This window comes from Vibrio chanodichtyis, from assembly GCF_028863985.1.
Taxonomy (GTDB): domain Bacteria; phylum Pseudomonadota; class Gammaproteobacteria; order Enterobacterales; family Vibrionaceae; genus Vibrio; species Vibrio chanodichtyis.
On record NZ_JARBFT010000006.1, the window covers coordinates 29,674 to 47,971 of the forward strand.

16 protein-coding genes are annotated in these 18,298 nt (G+C 49.8%); 6 read left to right on the forward strand and 10 right to left on the reverse strand.

Annotated elements, in window-relative coordinates; genetic code table 11:
* Window positions 1-12: 12 nt before the first annotated feature.
* The 3 genes from nudE to PUN32_RS07855 all read right to left on the reverse strand — a co-directional run bounded on the left by nudE (window position 13) and on the right by PUN32_RS07855 (window position 2,236).
* Window positions 13-576, reverse strand: coding sequence for an ADP compounds hydrolase NudE (gene nudE, locus PUN32_RS07845; RefSeq protein WP_274722550.1), 564 nt, complete (start codon window positions 574-576; stop codon window positions 13-15).
* A 125-nt stretch (window positions 577-701) separates the two neighbouring features.
* Window positions 702-1,289, reverse strand: a complete 588-nt coding sequence (gene nfuA / locus PUN32_RS07850) for a Fe-S biogenesis protein NfuA (RefSeq protein WP_274722551.1) — start codon at window positions 1,287-1,289, stop codon at window positions 702-704.
* 86 nt (window positions 1,290-1,375) lie between these two features.
* Entirely contained in the window at window positions 1,376-2,236 is an 861-nt protein-coding gene (locus tag PUN32_RS07855) for a ComF family protein (RefSeq protein WP_274722753.1), read from the reverse strand.
* On the opposite strand from PUN32_RS07855, the gene bioH reads away from it, so the two are divergent.
* Both bioH and PUN32_RS07865 read left to right on the forward strand, forming a co-directional pair.
* Window positions 2,172-2,942 carry a pimeloyl-ACP methyl ester esterase BioH gene (gene bioH / locus PUN32_RS07860; RefSeq protein WP_274722754.1) on the forward strand — a complete coding sequence of 257 codons (771 nt, stop codon included), beginning with the start codon at window positions 2,172-2,174 and terminating at the stop codon, window positions 2,940-2,942. The two genes, PUN32_RS07855 and bioH, sit on opposite strands and share 65 nt — an antisense overlap.
* 83 nt (window positions 2,943-3,025) lie before the next feature.
* Entirely contained in the window at window positions 3,026-3,496 is a 471-nt protein-coding gene (locus tag PUN32_RS07865) for an ATP-dependent Lon protease (protein WP_274722552.1), read from the forward strand.
* A gap of 89 nt (window positions 3,497-3,585) precedes the next feature.
* On the opposite strand, the gene PUN32_RS07870 is transcribed toward PUN32_RS07865, so the two are convergent.
* The gene (locus tag PUN32_RS07870; protein ID WP_274722553.1) at window positions 3,586-5,919 is read right to left on the reverse strand and encodes a Tex family protein; all 2,334 of its coding nucleotides are present in this window, start codon (window positions 5,917-5,919) and stop codon (window positions 3,586-3,588) included.
* Window positions 5,920-6,178: 259 nt separating this feature from the next.
* Here PUN32_RS07870 and greB point away from each other — a divergent pair, with 259 nt between their 5' ends.
* Window positions 6,179-6,661, forward strand: a complete 483-nt coding sequence (greB, locus tag PUN32_RS07875) for a transcription elongation factor GreB (RefSeq protein ID WP_274722554.1) — start codon at window positions 6,179-6,181, stop codon at window positions 6,659-6,661.
* Window positions 6,662-6,677: 16 nt separating this feature from the next.
* Here greB and PUN32_RS07880 read toward each other — a convergent pair whose 3' ends face one another.
* Window positions 6,678-7,493 (reverse strand): delta-class carbonic anhydrase, encoded by an 816-nt coding sequence (locus PUN32_RS07880; protein ID WP_274722555.1) that lies wholly within the window; start codon window positions 7,491-7,493, stop codon window positions 6,678-6,680.
* A 338-nt stretch (window positions 7,494-7,831) separates the two neighbouring features.
* On the opposite strand from PUN32_RS07880, the gene ompR reads away from it, so the two are divergent.
* Together ompR and envZ are read left to right on the forward strand one after the other, a co-directional pair.
* Window positions 7,832-8,554, forward strand: coding sequence for an osmolarity response regulator transcription factor OmpR (gene ompR, locus PUN32_RS07885; protein WP_274722556.1), 723 nt, complete (start codon window positions 7,832-7,834; stop codon window positions 8,552-8,554).
* 106 nt (window positions 8,555-8,660) lie between these two features.
* On the forward strand, window positions 8,661-9,965 hold the full coding sequence (envZ, locus tag PUN32_RS07890) for a two-component system sensor histidine kinase EnvZ (protein WP_274722557.1): 1,305 nt from the start codon (window positions 8,661-8,663) through the stop codon (window positions 9,963-9,965).
* 94 nt (window positions 9,966-10,059) lie between these two features.
* Here the strand turns inward: envZ and PUN32_RS07895 are convergent, their stop codons facing one another.
* From PUN32_RS07895 to gmk, 5 genes are all read right to left on the reverse strand, one after another.
* Window positions 10,060-11,454, reverse strand: coding sequence for a uracil-xanthine permease family protein (locus tag PUN32_RS07895; protein ID WP_166014124.1), 1,395 nt, complete (start codon window positions 11,452-11,454; stop codon window positions 10,060-10,062).
* 274 nt (window positions 11,455-11,728) lie between these two features.
* Window positions 11,729-13,807: an ATP-dependent DNA helicase RecG gene (gene recG, locus PUN32_RS07900; RefSeq protein WP_274722558.1), complete on the reverse strand. Its 2,079-nt coding sequence runs from the start codon at window positions 13,805-13,807 to the stop codon at window positions 11,729-11,731.
* A gap of 151 nt (window positions 13,808-13,958) precedes the next feature.
* Window positions 13,959-16,076 carry a bifunctional GTP diphosphokinase/guanosine-3',5'-bis pyrophosphate 3'-pyrophosphohydrolase gene (spoT, locus tag PUN32_RS07905; protein ID WP_274722559.1) on the reverse strand — a complete coding sequence of 706 codons (2,118 nt, stop codon included), beginning with the start codon at window positions 16,074-16,076 and terminating at the stop codon, window positions 13,959-13,961.
* 31 nt (window positions 16,077-16,107) lie between these two features.
* A complete protein-coding gene (gene rpoZ / locus PUN32_RS07910) occupies window positions 16,108-16,380 on the reverse strand; it encodes a DNA-directed RNA polymerase subunit omega (RefSeq protein ID WP_166014127.1) in 273 nt (90 codons plus the stop codon).
* Window positions 16,381-16,487: 107 nt separating this feature from the next.
* Window positions 16,488-17,111 (reverse strand): guanylate kinase, encoded by a 624-nt coding sequence (gmk, locus tag PUN32_RS07915; RefSeq protein ID WP_274722560.1) that lies wholly within the window; start codon window positions 17,109-17,111, stop codon window positions 16,488-16,490.
* 369 nt (window positions 17,112-17,480) lie between these two features.
* On the opposite strand from gmk, the gene PUN32_RS07920 reads away from it, so the two are divergent.
* Window positions 17,481-18,155, forward strand: a complete 675-nt coding sequence (locus tag PUN32_RS07920; protein ID WP_166014129.1) for a 7-cyano-7-deazaguanine/7-aminomethyl-7-deazaguanine transporter — start codon at window positions 17,481-17,483, stop codon at window positions 18,153-18,155.
* Window positions 18,156-18,298: the final 143 nt, after the last annotated feature.

Sequence of the window (18,298 nt, forward strand, 5' to 3'; positions counted from 1 at the left end):
ACCGGCATATCTTCAAGCGGTTTGGGTATCGGCTTGTATCAAGCGTAGAGCGAGCAGTAATGCGGTGATACTGCGCGCTTCACAAAAATCGAGATGGGTCAGCAGCTCTTCGGCTTGAGCTAATGGCCAGCGAATGATCTCTAAAGGTTCCGGTTCATCACCGGTTAATGATTCAGGATAGAGATCTTGCGCGATAAATAACTGCATATGGCTTGAGAAGTAGGATGGGGCAAGCACAACGCTTTTGAGTGGAATTAATTGCTGCGCGCCAAAGCCAATCTCTTCTTTTAATTCGCGATTGGCCGCTTGTTCGGCACTTTCGCCGGCATCGATTAACCCTTTTGGAAAACCCAATTCATAACGCTCGGTTCCGGCAGCGTATTCGCGCACCAACAACAGATCACCTTGAGCCGTGATCGGCACCATCATGACTGCGTCTCGCCCACTGGGTTTCATCCGCTCATAGGTACGCTGTGCGCCATTGGCAAAACGCAGATCCACCGCTTCAATAGTAAACAGTCGCGACTGGGCGATGGTGGTGCGTTCCAGTATCGCAGGTAAAGATTTGGATGGCATACCAAGGCTCCGCTGTAAAAGGTTTAGTCACGATCGGTGTGGTGACGATGGTTGCCAATCATTGGCCGAAAAGCCGATGGCGAACCATCAGCTTGAGGTGCTTGGTGCTGAGCTCACTAGAGGGGCTAGTAGTAAGAGTGCTCACCGCGATCATGTTCGGTGGAGTCGCGTACTGCGGTCAGCTCCCCTGCAAATTGAGCCAGCAGCTCTTTTTCAATCCCGTCTTTGAGTGTGACATCGACCATTGAGCAGCCATTACAGCCACCTCCAAATTGTACCAGTGCAACGCCATCATCAGAGATGCTGATCAGGCTGACGTGGCCACCGTGCCCCGCCAATTGTGGGTTAACCTGAGTTTGTAGTGCATATTCAACCCGCTCGATCAGTGAAGCATCATCAGCCACTTTGCGCATTTTCGCATTCGGTGCTTTTAGGGTCAGTTGTGAGCCGATTTTGTCGGTCACAAAGTCAATCACCGCGTCTTCCAAAAACGGTAGGCTTAGCTCATCAACATAAGCGGAGAAGTTGCTGAAGGTCAGCTCGGTATCGGTAGCTTCTACCGCTTCCGGTGGGCAGTAAGAAACACCACATTCGGCATTTTGTGTTCCAGGGTTAACCACAAACACGCGAATATTAGTCCCTTCAGGCTGCTGAGCGAGCAATTTCGCGAAGTGAGATTGAGCAGATTCAGTAATAGTAATTGGATTTGACACGACGAATACCCGAGTAAAAGAATAGGTTATTACTCACCATTTTACTCCTGAGTTAGCGATGATCCAGCCTTTTTGCATAAAAAACGTTAAGGTTGGCGCTCTTTTGGCTCGGGAGTGCGGCATAGGCAGTAAATATCAATCCTTTGCACCCCAGCAGCAAGCAGTAACGCACATAAATGGCGAAGGGTACTGCCCGTGGTCACCACATCATCGACAATTGCCACATGAGCTGCGCGTGGTAGATGATTAAGCTGAAATGCATCTTGCAGATTGTTGAGGCGCTCAGTTTTGCTAAGCCCTTGCTGTTGCGGTGTAGCTCGGCGGCGGCTAAACAGTTGGTGGTCATAGTCGGTGGCTAAAGTGCGGGCTAAGGCTCGCGCCAGTAGATCACTCTGATTAAAGCCGCGCTGCCAGCGTCGTCGCCAATGCAGTGGTACGCAGCACAATAACGGTGCTGGTTGTTCTATTTGGGCGGCCAGCAACTGAGCTAGGCGCGGCGCTTGCCAAAATTGGCGCTGATATTTGAGTTGCTGTACCGCATCACTCAGCGGAAAACGATAATCGCCCACGCAGATCAGTGTGTGCCACGCTGGCGGCTGGCGTAGGCATTGTCCACACTGTTCGACCGCGATTAAACTGGGTAAGCCGCAGCGCTGACAGCGTGCACCATGTGCCAACCATGCTTGGCAAGCGGTGCAAATACCCGCTGGATTAGGAGTATCCAGCGCCAAGCGGCACAGTGGGCATCGTGCCATCTGTTGTAGCGCAGTGGTTTTTCTAAGCCAATCGATTAACATCATCATTCCATAATTGGGGTAATTGCACTTATCTTGCAGACAGGCAAAAGTGATAACGATGGAAATAGACGGAGAAAATGTGACCATGGCGTTGTATTGGCAAGTGAGTGGACAAGGGCAAGATCTGGTGCTGGTGCATGGCTGGGGGATGAATGGCGCGGTGTGGCAATCAACCGCACAAGCATTAAGTCGCCACTTTCGAGTGCAGGTGGTCGATCTGCCTGGTTATGGTCACAGTGCCGCACTGCATGCCGAGAATATCGAGCAAATCGCCGCCGCGTTATTGCTAGAGGCTCCGCGTGATGCGATTTGGGTTGGTTGGTCATTGGGCGGGTTAGTCGCGACGCATATCGCGTTGCATCACCCAGCGTATGTGCGCCAGTTGGTCACTGTGGCTTCCTCGCCCAAATTTGCGGCACATCAGGATTGGCGTGGTATTCAACCAGCGGTATTACAAGCGTTTAGCCAGCAATTGATCAGCGATTTTCCATCGACGATTGAGCGTTTTATGGCGCTGCAAGCGATGGGGAGCCCCACGGCTCGGCAGGATGTCAAACAGCTTAAACAAGCGGTGTTATCGCGGCCGATGCCAAATCCCTTAGCCTTGATGGCAGGACTCATCATGCTGGCTGAGCTGGATTTGCGCGCTGAATTACCGTACCTGACCCAGCCAGTGCTGCGTTTGTATGGTCGGTTAGATGGTTTAGTGCCAGTCAATATCGCTCATGATGTCGACTTACTGCTGCCACAGAGCGCGGCAGTGATTTTCAATCAATCGGCTCATGCACCGTTTATCACTGAGGCAGAGCTATTTGAGCAACAGCTGCTCACTTTTGCTGCGCTGACCAAAAATTGACTCAATAATTAGCGATGTTGGTCGATAAATAGTCTAACCCACAGCGTAAGCTGGGGGAGGGCGAAGCTGAGGAGGTTTCGGCTATGCTAGTGTCACCGACCAATGTCAGTGTGCCGCTTATCGCCCCATCAGTGAATGTGCCAACCGAGCAGGTCGCACGTGATAACCGCGTGCGTGCGCCCGTTACGCCTACCGTAGCTTTGGCCGGCTCGAATGCTGAACGTAAGATTAAAGATGATGATAAACGCCGCAAACAGCCCGCATGGGATCCTGCTGAGCATCCCAGCTACGATGTGGATGGTGAAGCACAAGAGCCTAGTTTTCATCACCATGAATCGAAAAGCGAGCTAGAGCGATTGTTTGAACTGTTGGCGCTCGCTTCGTACAGCGAACAGCAAGGCAAAGGTTATGTGATGCGCTTTCGCTTACCAAAGCACATTCTTGATGCTGCGATAATACAAGGCAAAATGGCGCGCCGGCGTGTCGTGATCAAATATCATTATGGTCACGCAGTGGCACCCAACACACCATCAGACGTGATTGCCGTTTTGTAGGTGGGTCGTCCGCGCAAAACAAAAGTCCCCATGGTCATGGGGACTTTTTTATCTCACTTGAGGATAGCCATTCAAGCTATGGCTGATGACTATTTCTTGGCTTTGGCGAACGCGGCAGCAAATGCACCGCCCATCGCACCACCGATTGCCCCACTTTGCGCATTGCCGGTTGACTCAGCCCGGCGTGGCACACGACGCTCTTGTGCTGCGCGTGGTGCGGCACTGCGTTGGCTGCGATGATCTTGGCCGGGCTCATCGTTTAAACGCATCGAGAGCGCAATCCGCTTACGCGCGACATCTACTTCCATCACTTTGACTTTGACGATGTCTCCCGCTTTCACCACATCACGCGGATCGGCGATAAAGCGATCGGTCAGCGCCGAAATGTGCACTAAGCCATCTTGATGCACGCCGATATCGACAAATGCACCAAAGTTGGCCACATTGGAGACCACGCCTTCCAAAACCATCCCCACTTCCAGATCCGACACTTGATGAATGCCATCGGCAAACGTGGCTGTTTTGAACTCTGGACGCGGATCGCGCCCCGGTTTATCCAGCTCTTTGATGATGTCACTGATTGTTGGCACGCCAAAGTGCTCATCAGTGTAATCGACCGCGTGCAGGGTGCGCAGGAAATCAGTATTACCAATCAGCGCTTTGAGATCTTTGTTGTTCTTCTCGGCGATGGTTTTCACCACCGGATACGCTTCTGGGTGGACTGCGGAGGCATCAAGCGGATTTTTACCATCCATAATGCGCAGGAAGCCGGCACACTGTTCAAATGCCTTAGGCCCCAAGCGTGGCACTTTTTTCAGGGCGCTGCGTGACTCAAATCGGCCATTGTCATCGCGATAAGCGACGATGTTTTGCGCGAGGGTGGCGGACAGTCCGGCCACGCGAGTTAACAAGGCAGCCGAAGCGGTATTCACATCGACACCGACCGCATTCACACAATCTTCCACAATCGCATCCAGACGTTTGGCGAGTAGACTCTGACTGACGTCATGTTGATATTGGCCAACCCCGATTGATTTCGGATCGATTTTCACTAGTTCAGCGAGCGGATCTTGCAGACGACGTGCGATAGAAACCGCGCCGCGCAGTGACACATCCAGATTGGGGAACTCTTTGGCCGCCAGTTCAGAAGCGGAATAAACCGAAGCTCCGGCTTCGCTGACCATGATTTTTTGCACTTTGAGACTGCCGCGCTTGATCAGATCGGCGGCAAAGGCATCGGTTTCGCGCGAGGCGGTGCCATTACCAATCGCAATCAGATCGACATTGAATTTTTTCACCAGCAGCGCGATGGACTGCATAGCGCGATCGTATTGATGCTGTGGCGCATGAGGGTAAATGGTGTCGGTGGCCAGTACTTTACCGGTGGCGTCGACTACCGCGACTTTACAGCCGGTACGCAGGCCAGGATCGAGGCCGAGCGTGGCGCGAGGGCCGGCAGGGGCGGCCATCAGCAGATCTTTTAAATTGCTGGCAAACACTTCAATCGCTTCGATTTCAGCGCGCTCTTTCATTGCGCTCATCAATTCGGTTTCCATGTGCAGTGAGATTTTGATCTTCCAAGCCCAACTGATCACCTGCTTGCGCCAACCATCAGCCATCGCTTGACTGAGATGAATACCGTAATGCTCAGCAATCAAGCTTTCGCAGTAAGATTGGCGCGCACTTTCGGCTAATTCAGGATCGGCATTCAGCGTCAGAGTTAAGAAGCCTTCGTTACGGCCACGCAGCATTGCCAAAGCGCGATGGGAAGGCGCTTTGCTGATCGGCTCGCAGTACTCAAAGTAATCTTTAAACTTCTCGCCAGCTTGCTGTTTACCTTCTACCACCCGCGCGACAATCTGTGCGTTGCGATTAAGGTGCTGGCGGATTTTCTCCAGCAGATTGGCATCTTCTGCGATGCGCTCCATCACGATCGCACGCGCGCCATCGAGTGCCGCTTTGCTGTCTGTAATCCCTTTTTCAGGATTAATGTAGTTTGCCGCCGCGCTTTCCGGGTCGGTATTCGGATGGGTCCATAAGGTATCCGCCAGCGGCTCCAGCCCCGCTTCAATCGCGATTTGACCTTTGGTGCGCCGTTTTGGTTTGTAAGGCAGATAGAGATCTTCAAGGCGGTTTTTGCTGTCGGCGCTTAAAATTGCCTGCTCCAGCTCTGGGGTCAGTTTGCCTTGTTCTTGAATCGATTTGAGGATGGTTTGGCGGCGATCATCCATCTCACGCAGATAGGCAAGACGGCTATCTAAGTGGCGCAGTTGGGTATCGTCTAATCCTCCCGTCACTTCTTTACGGTAACGGGCGATAAAAGGAACGGTATTGCCATCGTCGATTAGGGTGACGGCAGCGATAACTTGCTCAGCGCGAACATGCAGTTCTTGAGCAATCTGGTGACAGATAGCTTGGCTCATCCGTGGTGGTCTCTTGTTGATATTTGTATGTTATATGGGGGCAATTGCGTTGGACTATAGCGTAAGGCTGGTAGCAAAGCGCAGTTTGAGCGCAGGATCACGCTCTGCCCACTTTAGAGGACGATCACTCATCGGCGGCTATTAATACCACGTCTGCGGCGCGCTTTTGAGAGCTTTTAGTCAAATCTTTTGTTGTGACTGGTCAAGTGCAGCAAAAATCGGTACTTTGCGCGCAAGCTGATTTTGTTGAGGACCCCGAGTGAAAACCAAACTGATCACCAGAGCTGGCTACAATAAGCTCAAACAAGAGCTGGATTATCTATGGAAAGAGCAGCGCCCAGAGATCACGCAAAAAGTGTCATGGGCGGCGAGTCTTGGCGATCGCTCAGAAAATGCGGATTATACTTACAACAAGCGTTTACTGCGTCAGATCGATCGCCGGGTGCGCTACCTAAGTAAGCTGCTGCCCGAGTTGAAGATTGTTGATTACGCGCCGCAGCAAGAAGGCAAAGTATTTTTCGGGGCATGGGTAGAAATTGAAAATGAAGCTGGAGAAGTGAAGAAGTTTCGTATCGTTGGCCCAGATGAAATCTATGGCGATGCCAAAGATTACATTTCAATTGATTCGCCGATGGCTCGAGCACTGCTTAAAAAGCAAGTCGATGAAGAGTTGCAAGTACGCACCCCTGCCGGTGTTAAAGAGTGGTTTATCAATTCGATTGAGTATAAAAAAGGGGAATGACTCCCCTTTTTCACTGTTAGTGAGCAGATGAAAGTAGTTCTGGATTGGTTACAAGATTTCTTACTCCATGAGCATGATCTTCATCAAATGGATTATTTTTAAGCCATTTTTCTACCGATTCAATATTAACTTTTATTACATTAGGTCTGACACTCCATGTCACCTGTAATGGTGAACCCTGTTCATTATAGCTAGGGCCAGTTGTTGAGCCTGCATAAATAATCGGAGTCCCTGTTGTATCAGGAATATTTAATGCTTGATAATAACCATTTTTAATTCCAACCTCATTTAACTGCACAAAGTTTGATGCCTTTTTATCATTGACTAGTACATAAACTTGGGCTTCAACACGAAGTTGTGGATTCGCTATAGAAGGAGATAAGCAGGAGTTTAAAGTTGCACCTGGTTCTACTTGAGCCGTTGAGTGAACATAATGAACTTCTATTGTATCGCCTGATTGTATACCAAAATTATTCTTGAATGGCTTTAATTCTGTTGCAGTTAAGTTTCCATTGTATTTATAACCAGTGCCGTATCCTTTCCCATTTCCATTGCCCGCATATTTTGTAAATTCTCCACCTTTATGCTCAGCATTTTTATGGAAGTGAATATTACATAAATTCATTTTATGATATTCAGGTGCAATTGAAAAATTACGGCTATTTTTCCCTGTGAGATTATCTATATCTCTTGGGGATTGTGGTCCAAATCCAAGACCAATAGTATTTTTTCCTAAAGCTATTCTTTGTGAATGAATAATATTGTCATCAACATTAGCCATAGCTGATGTTGTTATAAGAGCTGTGAAAGTAACCAAGAAATTTGACTTCATTTTGAACCTTATTAAAAATATAATTATTTTTTAGTGTGTTAAATGAAATATTACTCATGCTTTTATCGATTGATAAATAGAGTATGTTCGGTCACAAAAATATTATTTTTATGACATTATGATTTTAAGCATAAAGAATCGTGACAGAATATCTGTTTTTTGTAAGTTTATTTTTTCGTAAATGTAAACTAGCATTGAATATCAAAAGCATATCCGTTACAAGGACATAAAAAGTAACAATTCTTTGTGCTCGGTGAGCGGTGACGATGTTACATTTTATCTTTCCACAGTAGTGGGAATTGAATCGGTCGAGATGCGAAGAATAATCAGGTGGGATCATGGTGGAAAATCATAAAGTTTTAGTGGTAGATGATGATGCGCGTTTGCGTGCGCTGCTTGAGCGTTACCTGTCGGAGCAGGGTTTTCAAGTGCGTAGCGTAGCCAACGGTGAGCAGATGGATCGTCTACTGACGCGTGAAAACTTTCATCTGATGGTGCTGGATTTAATGTTGCCGGGAGAAGATGGACTGTCGATCTGCCGTCGTCTGCGTAATACCAACAATATGATCCCGATCTTGATGCTGACGGCCAAGGGCGATGAGATTGATCGAATCGTCGGTCTAGAAGTGGGCGCGGATGATTATCTGCCCAAGCCATTTAACCCGCGTGAACTGCTAGCTCGCATCAAAGCCGTCCTGCGTCGTCAAGTGATTGAAGCGCCGGGAGCGCCGAGCGCGGAAGAGACCATCATCGAATTTGGTGAATTTCGCCTCAATCTTGGTACGCGTGAGATGTTCCGCGGCGAAGAGGCGATGCCACTTACTTCGGGTGAATTTGCGGTGTTGAAAGCGTTAGTCACCAATGCTCGTGAACCGCTGTCGCGCGATAAGCTGATGAACATGGCGCGTGGCCGTGAATATTCAGCGATGGAGCGCTCGATTGATGTGCAAATTTCTCGTCTGCGTCGCATGTTAGAAGTCGATCCGAGCAAACCGCGCTATATTCAAACGGTGTGGGGACTTGGCTACGTGTTTGTTCCTGATGGTAAAGCGGCCAGCTAACCTTTTCTAGGCACGCCGAGCAAGGGCGTCTTCGCTCTGAGTGTGCCCTTGCTAGCGCCTTCCGCCCTGAAACCTCAAGCGGTTTGGGTACATATTTAGGTGACTTATGCGAATTCGCAGCTCATTTACTCAATCGATCCTGCTGTTTTTTTCTCTGCTGATTGCCAGTCAAATTTACTCTTACTACGCGGTGTTTAACTACGCCTTGCTACCAAGTTTGCAGCAGTTCAATAAAATTCTTGCCCATGAAATTAGCCTGATGCTGGATGACACCAGTCAATCGGCGATGAGTTCAGAGATGGACGCGCTACTCAAACGGCGGGTGCTTGAGCAATTGGGAGTGACTATTCATAGTGATGACAGTTCTGCTGCGGCTGATTTCCAGCATGCGCTGAGTATCGATTTAATGAGCGAAGAGATGAGTGGCGAACTTGGCTCGCCGACCGAGGTGCGCATGGCTCTTGGCGAGGAGAGCTATATCTTGTGGATGAAGATTGACTCGCTGCCCGGCCAATTATTACGCATCCCTCTCTCTGAGTTACAAGAAGAAGATTTCGCGCCACTGTTTCGTAACAGCATCATTATGGCGCTGCTGATTGTACTGGGGGGCTGGCTGTTCATTCGTTTGCAAAATCGGCCGTTGATGGCGCTAGAAAAAGCCGCGCACATGGTTGGGCGTGGTGAAATTCCCCCTCATTTACCAGAGCAAGGTACGTTGGAAATTCGGGCCGTGACGCGGGCATTTAATCGCATGTCGAAAGGCATTCAAGCGCTAGAAGATGATCGCGCCTTGCTGATGGCTGGGATCAGCCATGATTTACGAACTCCACTCACGCGCATCCGCTTAGCAACGGAGATGATGTCGCCGCAAGATAGTTATCTGGCAGAGAGTATGATCAGTGATACCGAAGAGTGTAATCAAATTATCAGCCAGTTTATGGATTACCTAAAACCGGTCAATCGGCAAGCTTTTGAGGCGGTGGATATTAACGAGATTGCCAATGATGTGGCCAGTTCGGAAGGCGGCTATGAAGTGCAGATTGAAACCGATCTGCAAGCTGAGGTAGTTCCTGCCTTTGGTAATCCGATTGCGATTAAGCGTGCGCTGAGTAATTTGGTGGTTAACGCCCTGCGCTATGGCAATGGCTGGGTTAAGGTGAGTAGTGGTATGACGGCGGATAAGCAGTTGGTTTGGCTGTGTGTCGAAGACAATGGCCCCGGCATTGAACCTAGCCAAGTGAATAAGGTGTTTGAACCTTTTACCCGTGGCGATACGGCTCGTGGTAGTGAAGGTACCGGTTTGGGATTGGCGATTGTGAAACGGATCGTCAGCCAACATCACGGTGCGGTGGCGGTGAGTAACCGAAGCCAAGGTGGCTTACGCGCCCAAATCAGTTTTCCCACCAAATAAGACTGCAACAGTAAAAAACAGGGCTAACCGAAATTAGCCCTGTCTCAACCGTCAGGTTGATTGTCTTACCTAGTCTGCTTGCCTAGTTTGATTATTACGCTGCTTCAGTTTTCACTACTGGAGCAGCTTTTTCATCGCGGCGTACCTCTGGCAGCAGCAAGTTCAGCACGATCGCGGTGATCCCACCGGCTGCTACACCAGAAGAGAACAGATTCTTAATAAAATCGGGCATAAACTGCAGAATTTCTGGTTTTTGCGCGATGCCGAGTCCCATTGAGAATGATAGTGCCATGATCAGAATCGCTCGGCGATCCAAATCCACCCGTGAAATGATGCGCACCCCGGCTGCGGCAATGGTACCAAACATTACAATGGTTGCACCGCCCAATACTGGCTCAGGGATCAACTGTACAAAGCTCGCGACACCTGGGAATAGGCCAAGCAGCACCAACATGCCCGCGATAAAATAGCCAACATAACGGCTGGCGACACCGGTCAATAAGATCACGCCATTGTTTTGGCTGAAAGTTGAGTTCGGGAAGCTGTTAAACAGCGCCGCAATTGCCGAGTTCAGACCGTCCGCCAGTACCCCACCTTTGATGCGCTTCATATACACTGGTCCTTTGACCGGTTCACCAGACACTTCAGAGGTAGCGGTGATATCACCAATCGCTTCTAGCGCCGTGATCAGGAAAATCAGTACCAGCGGGATAAACAGTGACCAATCAAAGCCTAAGCCGAATTGCATCGGGATTGGCAGCGCAATCAGTTGGGTTTCTGCTAAGTTATCGGTATTGACCATTCCCATCAGGTAGGCCATCACATAGCCGACCAGCATTGCAATCACAATTGACGCGATACGCACGTAAGGATTGTGCGCTCGGTTAAGCAGCACAATGATCGCTAATACGGTACCGGCCAGGGCCAGTTTGTCTAGGCTACCAAAAGTGCCATCGGCCATTGCCGCATAGCCACCGCCCATCGAAACCAATCCGACCTGAACTAAGGTAAGGCCGATCAACGTTACCACAATCCCAGACACTAGCGGAGTGATGATGCGCTGGGCAAATTGCAGCACGCGTGACAGTAAAATCTCTGCGCATGAAGCGACTAAAATGGTGCCGAAAATAGCCGCCATCATGGTTTCGATATTGGCTCCGCCCGCTTTGAGCGCAAGGCCAGCACCAATAATTGGCCCTAAAAAGTTAAAGCTGGTGCCTTGAATCGATAGTAAGCCAGATCCAATCGGACCAAAGGTGCGTATCTGAATAAACGAGGAGACACCAGAAGCAAACAGCGACATGCTGATGATGGTATTGGTTTGATCGGCCGGTACGCCAAGCGATTGACAGATGATCAACGATGGCGTGATCACCGCGACAAACATCGCTAGTAAATGCTGCAGGGCGGCAAATAACGTTTGTGGCAAAGGTGGACGATCATTGAGTTGATAGACCAGATCGGCTTGGCGCGAAGTTGATTGTGTCATAGCGATTTTCCTGATGATAAATAACACCTTGCGCACGCTGAATGGGTGGTTAAGGTGGAGCAGAAGCCGCCTCTGTGATTGCTGTTAATCAGACTCTGCTCAGAGTAGCCCTTACCATGCTCAGCAGCGGCGTGGTTAGCTGCAGCTTAAACCGGTTTGGGTATAGCAAGGTAAACGTTTGCGTCAACCGTAAAATGGCGGCGATTATAGAGGTTTTTATCAAAAAAGCAAACGGTTGCTTTGGGCGTTTTCGCTGGCTGGGGCAGATGAGCCGTTATGCTTTGGCGTAAATATCGCGCTGGCCGAGCCAACGCTGAATGATGGCTTGTGCATGCTGCGGATAGCGCTGGTGGAGGTGTCTGGCAATACGCTGCACTTGCGGCACTAATGCTTGATCACGCACCAGATCGGCAATTTTGAAATCAGCCAGCCCAGTCTGTTTGGTGCCCAACAGTTCGCCGGGGCCACGGATTTCTAGATCGCGCTCGGCGATCACAAAACCATCATTGCTGTCGCGCAGTACCGCTAAACGTTTTTGCGCTGTTTTCGAGAGTGGGGCGTGAAACAGTAATACACAGTGGCTGGCGATGGTGCCTCGGCCGACCCGTCCGCGTAGCTGATGCAGTTGAGCTAGCCCTAAACGCTCAGGGTTTTCGATGATCATCAAACTGGCATTCGGCACATCCACCCCCACTTCAATCACTGTGGTCGCCACCAGCAGATGCAGTTGGTTGGCTTTAAAGGCTTGCATTACTGCCTGCTTTTCGGCCGCTTTCATTCGCCCGTGCACTAAACCGATGCGCAGATCCGGCAGCTTGCGTTGCAGATCTTGCATTGTCTCTGCCGCGGCTTGCGCTTCGAGCAGTTCGGATTCATCAATTAAAGTACACACCCAATACGCTTGTTTGCCTTGGTTAAGGCAGGCATGGCGAATGCGTTCGACAATCTCATCGCGTTTGGTATCGGGGATCGCCACGGTTTGAATTGGAGTGCGCCCGGGGGGCAACTCATCAATCACTGAGGTTTCTAAATCCGCGTAAGCGGTCATCGCTAACGTACGCGGGATAGGCGTAGCGGTCATGATCAGTTGATGCGGATAAGCGCCTTGTTTTGCACCTTTCTCGCGTAACTCTAAGCGTTGATGGACGCCAAACCGATGCTGCTCATCGATGATTACGAGGGCAAGGTGGTCAAATGTGACCTGCTGTTGAAACAGTGCATGGGTGCCGACCACCATTTTGGCCTCACCGGTTGCGATGCGGGTTAGCTCGTTTTCGCGTGCTTTACCTTTGAGTTTACCGGCCAGCCAGCCGACTTGAATGCCCATCGGTTCTAGCCACTGGGCAAAATTGAGTGCGTGCTGCTCGGCGAGCAGCTCAGTGGGAGTCATTAAAGCCACTTGATAGCCATGCTCAATCGCGCGTACCGCTGCGAGCGCCGCGACTAAGGTTTTGCCTGAGCCGACATCACCTTGCACCAAACGCATCATTGGTTGCGCTTGGCTGAGATCTGCTTCAATTTCCGCCACTACCCGTTGTTGCGCCTGGGTCGGTGAAAACGGCAGTTGTGCCAACAGTTGCTGCTTGAGTTGGTGGACAGGAGCCAGTGGTAAGGCGGTATCTTGCTGGCCTTGGCTGCGAATCGCCAGCATCGAAAGATTTTGCGCCAGTAGCTCTTCCATGATCAGTCGCACTTGTGCGGGATGTCGTCCTTGCTCAAACTGGCCTAAATCGATATCCGCCGAAGGGCGATGAATGATATTCAGCGCTTGAGCCAAGGTCATCTGCTGATCGTACAGCCCCGAGGGTAGTAGCTCTTGCACTGCCGATTTTTCCAGTAGCGCTAATGCTTGGTCGGTCAAATGACGTAAGGTGAGTTGGCGTAGCCCTTCAGTAGTGGGATACACCGGTGTCAGATTGGCTTCGGCTTGTGTGGTTTGGGGGGCGACCACAAAGTGATAATCGGGATGAATGATCTCTAAACCGTGCGGGCTACGTTTGACTTCACCATAGGCATGTACCCATTTGCCTTCAGCAAAGCTGTTTTTGATGGCTGCGCTAAAGTTAAAAAAGCGCAGCGTCAGGCTGCCGTTACCATCGCTGATTTTCACGCTGAGCATTTTGCGTTTGCCAAATAGCGTATCAGCGGCCATCACCTTACCTTGCACCGCGGCCCATAAGCCGTGGTGCAGTTGCACCAGCGGATAAACCTTGCTGCGGTTTTCATAACGCAGTGGTAGATGAAACAGCAGATCTTGCACGTTGTGCAAACCGATTTTCGCCAGTTTTTCGGCAACTTTGGCTCCGACACCGGAGAGCTCGGTAAGGGCAACGCTGGACAGGAGTTGTGACATGCGCATCGGTTCTAACTATTTGACAGAAAGGCTATTCAAACATTGAGCTGTGTTTTTGTACAGGAAAAATTAACCGCAACAGGCAAGCTTAACGGATGCCTATTGCGGTTACTGATCGGTTTGGGCTGGTCGCTTAAGAATTAGCGTACGATCAGTTTTTGCGCCGCCGTACTTTGAGCGTATGTGGCATGCTGCGGATCTTGCGCATAATGTCGGCTAAGTTGACCCGATCTTTGGTGGTCAGGAGTAGCGTCACTGTATACAAGCGACCATCGCGCTCTTCGGTGGAGATCCCGTGAATATTGGAACCGGTATTAGAGATCACGTTGGTGAGCTCTGCCAGTGCACCTTGACGATTGTGGATATCGACTTTCAGCTCAGTGATGAACTCTTGATCGTAATCTTTGGTCCATTCAACCGCCATGTACTTATCCGGCTCTTTTTGGTAGCCACGCACATTCGGACACGTTTCGCGGTGTACCACTAAACCTCGTCCCGGCGAAACATGGGCGATGATGTGATCATCTGGGATCGGGTGACAGCAATTGGCAAAGGTGAGCAGAATTCCTTCGGCTCCGCGGATCGGTAGTTTGTGTTTATTGTTTGCTGGCTGGTTTGGTTCGCTTAGCTCATCGGCATTGCCCAATAGACGGCGGGCAATCACAATGCTCATCAGTTCACCTAGGCCAATCGCCGCCAGCAGATCATCCATCGAGGCGATTTTTAGGTCGCTCAATACCTTGCTGATATTTTGTGGCGCGATTTCGCTAATCGGTTGGCCACCCAGCGCGTGATTGAGCAAGCGGCGGCCAAGGATAATTGAGTCTTCGCGACGCATGGTTTTCAACACTTGGCGAATTTTAGTGCGCGCGCGTGAAGTCACTACATAGTTAAGCCATGCTGCATTTGGGCGTGCGCCCGGTGCACTGATGATTTCCACCGTTTGGCCACTTTTCAGCGATTGGCTGAGCGGATAAGGTGTGCGATCGACGCGTGCGCCGACACAGGTATTACCAATGTCGGTATGGACCGCATAAGCAAAGTCCACCGCGGTCGCGCCGACCGGTAATTCAACGATACGCCCTTTAGGCGTGAACACGTAAATCTCATCGGGGAACAGATCTGATTTGACGTTTTCGATAAATTCAAACGAGTTACCCGCACTTTGCTGCAATTCTAGCAAGCTTTGCATCCAGCGCTGTGCTTTGATTTGTGCCGTCGTGCCACCACGTTCGCTATTGGCTTTGTATGACCAATGGGCTGCCACCCCTTTATCGGCCATTTGATCCATATCTTCGGTACGGATCTGCACTTCGACAGGCACGCCGTGTGGGCCAACCATCGAGGTATGCAGCGATTGGTAGCCATTGGCTTTCGGGACGGCGATATAATCTTTCATACGCGCCGGACGTGGCTTGTATAAACTGTGGACTTGGCCCAATACCCGATAACAGGTATCTGCGCTATCCACCACGATCCGAAACGCATAGATATCCATAATGGTGTGAAAACGCTGCTCTTTGGTTTTCATCTTGTTATAGATTGAGAACAGGTTTTTCTCTCGCCCTACCACTCGGGCAGGCAAGCCGACTTCTTTGAGGCGACCTTCGATTTCACTGTGAATACGCAGGATCATCTCTTTGCGATTACCACGCGCCGCTTTGACCACTTCTTTGAGCACTCGATAACGGTTAGGGTAGAGTGCTTCAAAACCCAGCTCTTCGAGTTCGGTTTTGATGTTATGGATCCCCAAACGATGGGCCAGCGGTGCGTAGATTTCTAAGGTTTCGCGGGCAATGCGGCGTTTTTTATCTGGGCGCAGCGCACCAAGGGTACGCATATTGTGAGTGCGGTCGGCCAATTTGATCAGGATAACGCGAATATCCTGCACCATGGCCAGCACCATTTTGCGAAAGTTTTCCGCTTGTGCTTCTTTGCGATCGCGAAATTTAAGTTTATCAAGTTTTGAGACGCCATCCACCAATTCAGCGACTGAGTTGCCAAACAGGGCATCGAGGTCTTGCTTGGTGACCTCACAATCTTCAATCACATCATGCAGTAGCGCTGCTTGTAGCGTTTCTAAGTCGAGACGCATCTCGGCCAAGATCCGTGCAACCGCCACCGGATGGATAATGTAAGGTTCGCCGCTTGAGCGGGTTTGCCCTTCATGGGCATCTCTCGCTACCACATAAGATCGGCGCAGAGCCTCGATTTGAGGCTCTGTGAGGTATTCTTGGGCAACGTCTTTTAGACTATCGAATAGATACAAATTTCAGGCCCGGCGGGTTAAGTCGCGATAATTAACGGTTATGCATGATGCTGCTAACTGCAGCCAGCTCTGCCGCTTCTTGCTCTTGCTGCTCTTGACGCTCACGCGCATCGAGCAATTCTTTCGTGATCAGCCCTTCTTCGATTTCGCGCAGTGCGATAACCGTTGGCTTATCGTTCTCTTCCGGCACCAATGCATCTTTACCGCCAGATTGCATTTGACGAGCGCGGCGAGCCGCAACCAGAACTAAGTCGAAACGGTTGCCAATTTTTTCAACAGCGTCTTGAACTGTTACGCGTGCCATGAGAACTCCAAAATTTAGTTAACGGATATAGTGAATGACGAGAAAGTATACAGCCTAACCGGTTGAGATTCTAGCAACCGACAGGGCTGGCAACATAAGTTGGCGGTTTATTCCGCCAACAGCGCAGAAAGCATCGAGCTATATTTAGCAGCTTGCTTGTCTTGCTTCAATCTTTCTGCACGAATGATGGCTCTGAAATCCATTAATGCGACATCAAAATCATCATTAATGATCACATAATCATATTCGCTGTAATGCGAAATCTCTGATTTAGCTTCACTCATGCGTTTTGCGATCACCGCTTCACTGTCTTGACCGCGCGTATTTAAGCGGCGCTCAAGCTCTTCTTTGCTCGGCGGTAGGATAAAGATGCTTTTCGCGTTTGGCATTTGGCTACGAATTTGGCGCGCGCCTTGCCAATCGATATCAAGAAAAACATCAATCCCTTTGTTGAGTGTGTTTTCAATCCATACCTGTGAAGTGCCGTAATAATTACCGAACACTTCAGCGTACTCGAGGAATTCACCTTTATCGATCAGCTCAATAAAGTGCTCTTTTTCAACAAAATGGTAATGCACGCCATCTTGTTCGCCAGGGCGCATACCACGAGTGGTATGGGATACCGAGACTTTCATTGCATAGGTTGGATTTTGCTCCAACAGCGCGGCAATTAAGCTCGATTTACCTGCGCCACTCGGTGCAGAAACGATATAAAGAGTGCCTTTGCCCATCGATTCGGTTCCACTTAGGTTTGGATTGTCTGTTTGCCTCAATCAGCAACCAGTTAAAGATAGCACCAGCTGTTATCCGAATTGGATGATTTTTCAGCCAGAAAAATGGAGGCGAAGAGTAGCACGATGTGCGGGATCTTCTCAAGTATTGGCCGCATTTGCGACTTAAACTTTGTTAAGCTATCTAATCAAGGAGGCGTGAAGAAGTTGTGGGATTTTTGTGCAAAAAATACCCTTGCACCGAATAACGTTTGAGATATAATCGCCGCCCTTGTGAGCTGGCCGCAGGTCAATCACGTAAAATTTGAGTCGGAAGCGTGCTTCCAATTTGGGTTCCCTCGCCCCCAAACCAAACTAAAAAGGTACAGTATGAATCACTTTACCCCTGCGCAATTGCGCAAAGCCCTTGGCTATCTTGTTCTATTTCACATCGTGATCATTGCTTCTAGCAATTATCTGGTGCAAATCCCGTTTACCATTTTCGGTTTCCACACTACGTGGGGCGCGTTTACTTTTCCATTTATCTTTTTAGCCACCGATTTAACGGTGCGAATTTTTGGTGCCGGATTAGCGCGTAGGATCATTTTTTGGGTGATGCTGCCTGCGTTGAGCGTCTCTTATTTACTGTCAGTGGTGTTCTTTGAAGGTCAATATCAAGGCTTTGCCCCACTCAGTGAGTTCAATCTGTTTGTGGCGCGTATCGCGATGGCCAGCTTTATGGCTTACCTGCTTGGACAGATTATGGATGTGCAGGTGTTTAACCGCCTACGGCAAATGCCGCAGTGGTGGATTGCGCCGACCTGTTCCACTCTGCTTGGTAATGCGCTTGATACCTTGGCTTTCTTCGCGATTGCTTTTTACCAAAGCAGTGACCCGTTTATGGCGGAGCATTGGATGGAGATTGCCTTGGTTGATTACAGCTTCAAATTGATCATTAGTTTAGGTTTATTTGTGCCTATTTATGGCGTGCTGCTCAACTACCTGATCAAAAAGCTGACCATGATCAATCAGCACTTCACTGCGGCAAGTGTTAAAGCTGCATAATTCAGCCTGTTAGAGCTAAAGCTCAAATATAAGCGGCAGAGCGAGGAAAAGATTAAACCCGGGAGAATTCAATCTCTCGGGTTTTTTTATGCTGGTTGAATCTCAGCGGCACCCGTTTATTCACCTTATGGATAAAAAGCTCG

Bases quoted from the DNA above. Each gene is read 5' to 3' on its own strand.
- PUN32_RS07895 (WP_166014124.1), bottom strand. From the start codon at position 11,454: ATGACACAATCAACTTCGCGCCAAGCCGATCTGGTCTATCAACTCAAT.
- gmk (WP_274722560.1), bottom strand. From the start codon at position 17,111: ATGGGCAAAGGCACTCTTTATATCGTTTCTGCACCGAGTGGCGCAGGT.
- PUN32_RS07880 (WP_274722555.1), bottom strand. From the start codon at position 7,493: ATGAAGTCAAATTTCTTGGTTACTTTCACAGCTCTTATAACAACATCA.
- PUN32_RS07865 (WP_274722552.1), top strand. From the start codon at position 3,026: ATGCTAGTGTCACCGACCAATGTCAGTGTGCCGCTTATCGCCCCATCA.
- recG (WP_274722558.1), bottom strand. From the start codon at position 13,807: ATGTCACAACTCCTGTCCAGCGTTGCCCTTACCGAGCTCTCCGGTGTC.
- PUN32_RS07920 (WP_166014129.1), top strand. From the start codon at position 17,481: ATGAATCACTTTACCCCTGCGCAATTGCGCAAAGCCCTTGGCTATCTT.
- rpoZ (WP_166014127.1), bottom strand. From the start codon at position 16,380: ATGGCACGCGTAACAGTTCAAGACGCTGTTGAAAAAATTGGCAACCGT.
- ompR (WP_274722556.1), top strand. From the start codon at position 7,832: ATGGTGGAAAATCATAAAGTTTTAGTGGTAGATGATGATGCGCGTTTG.
- envZ (WP_274722557.1), top strand. From the start codon at position 8,661: ATGCGAATTCGCAGCTCATTTACTCAATCGATCCTGCTGTTTTTTTCT.
- bioH (WP_274722754.1), top strand. From the start codon at position 2,172: ATGGCGTTGTATTGGCAAGTGAGTGGACAAGGGCAAGATCTGGTGCTG.
- PUN32_RS07870 (WP_274722553.1), bottom strand. From the start codon at position 5,919: ATGAGCCAAGCTATCTGTCACCAGATTGCTCAAGAACTGCATGTTCGC.
- nudE (WP_274722550.1), bottom strand. From the start codon at position 576: ATGCCATCCAAATCTTTACCTGCGATACTGGAACGCACCACCATCGCC.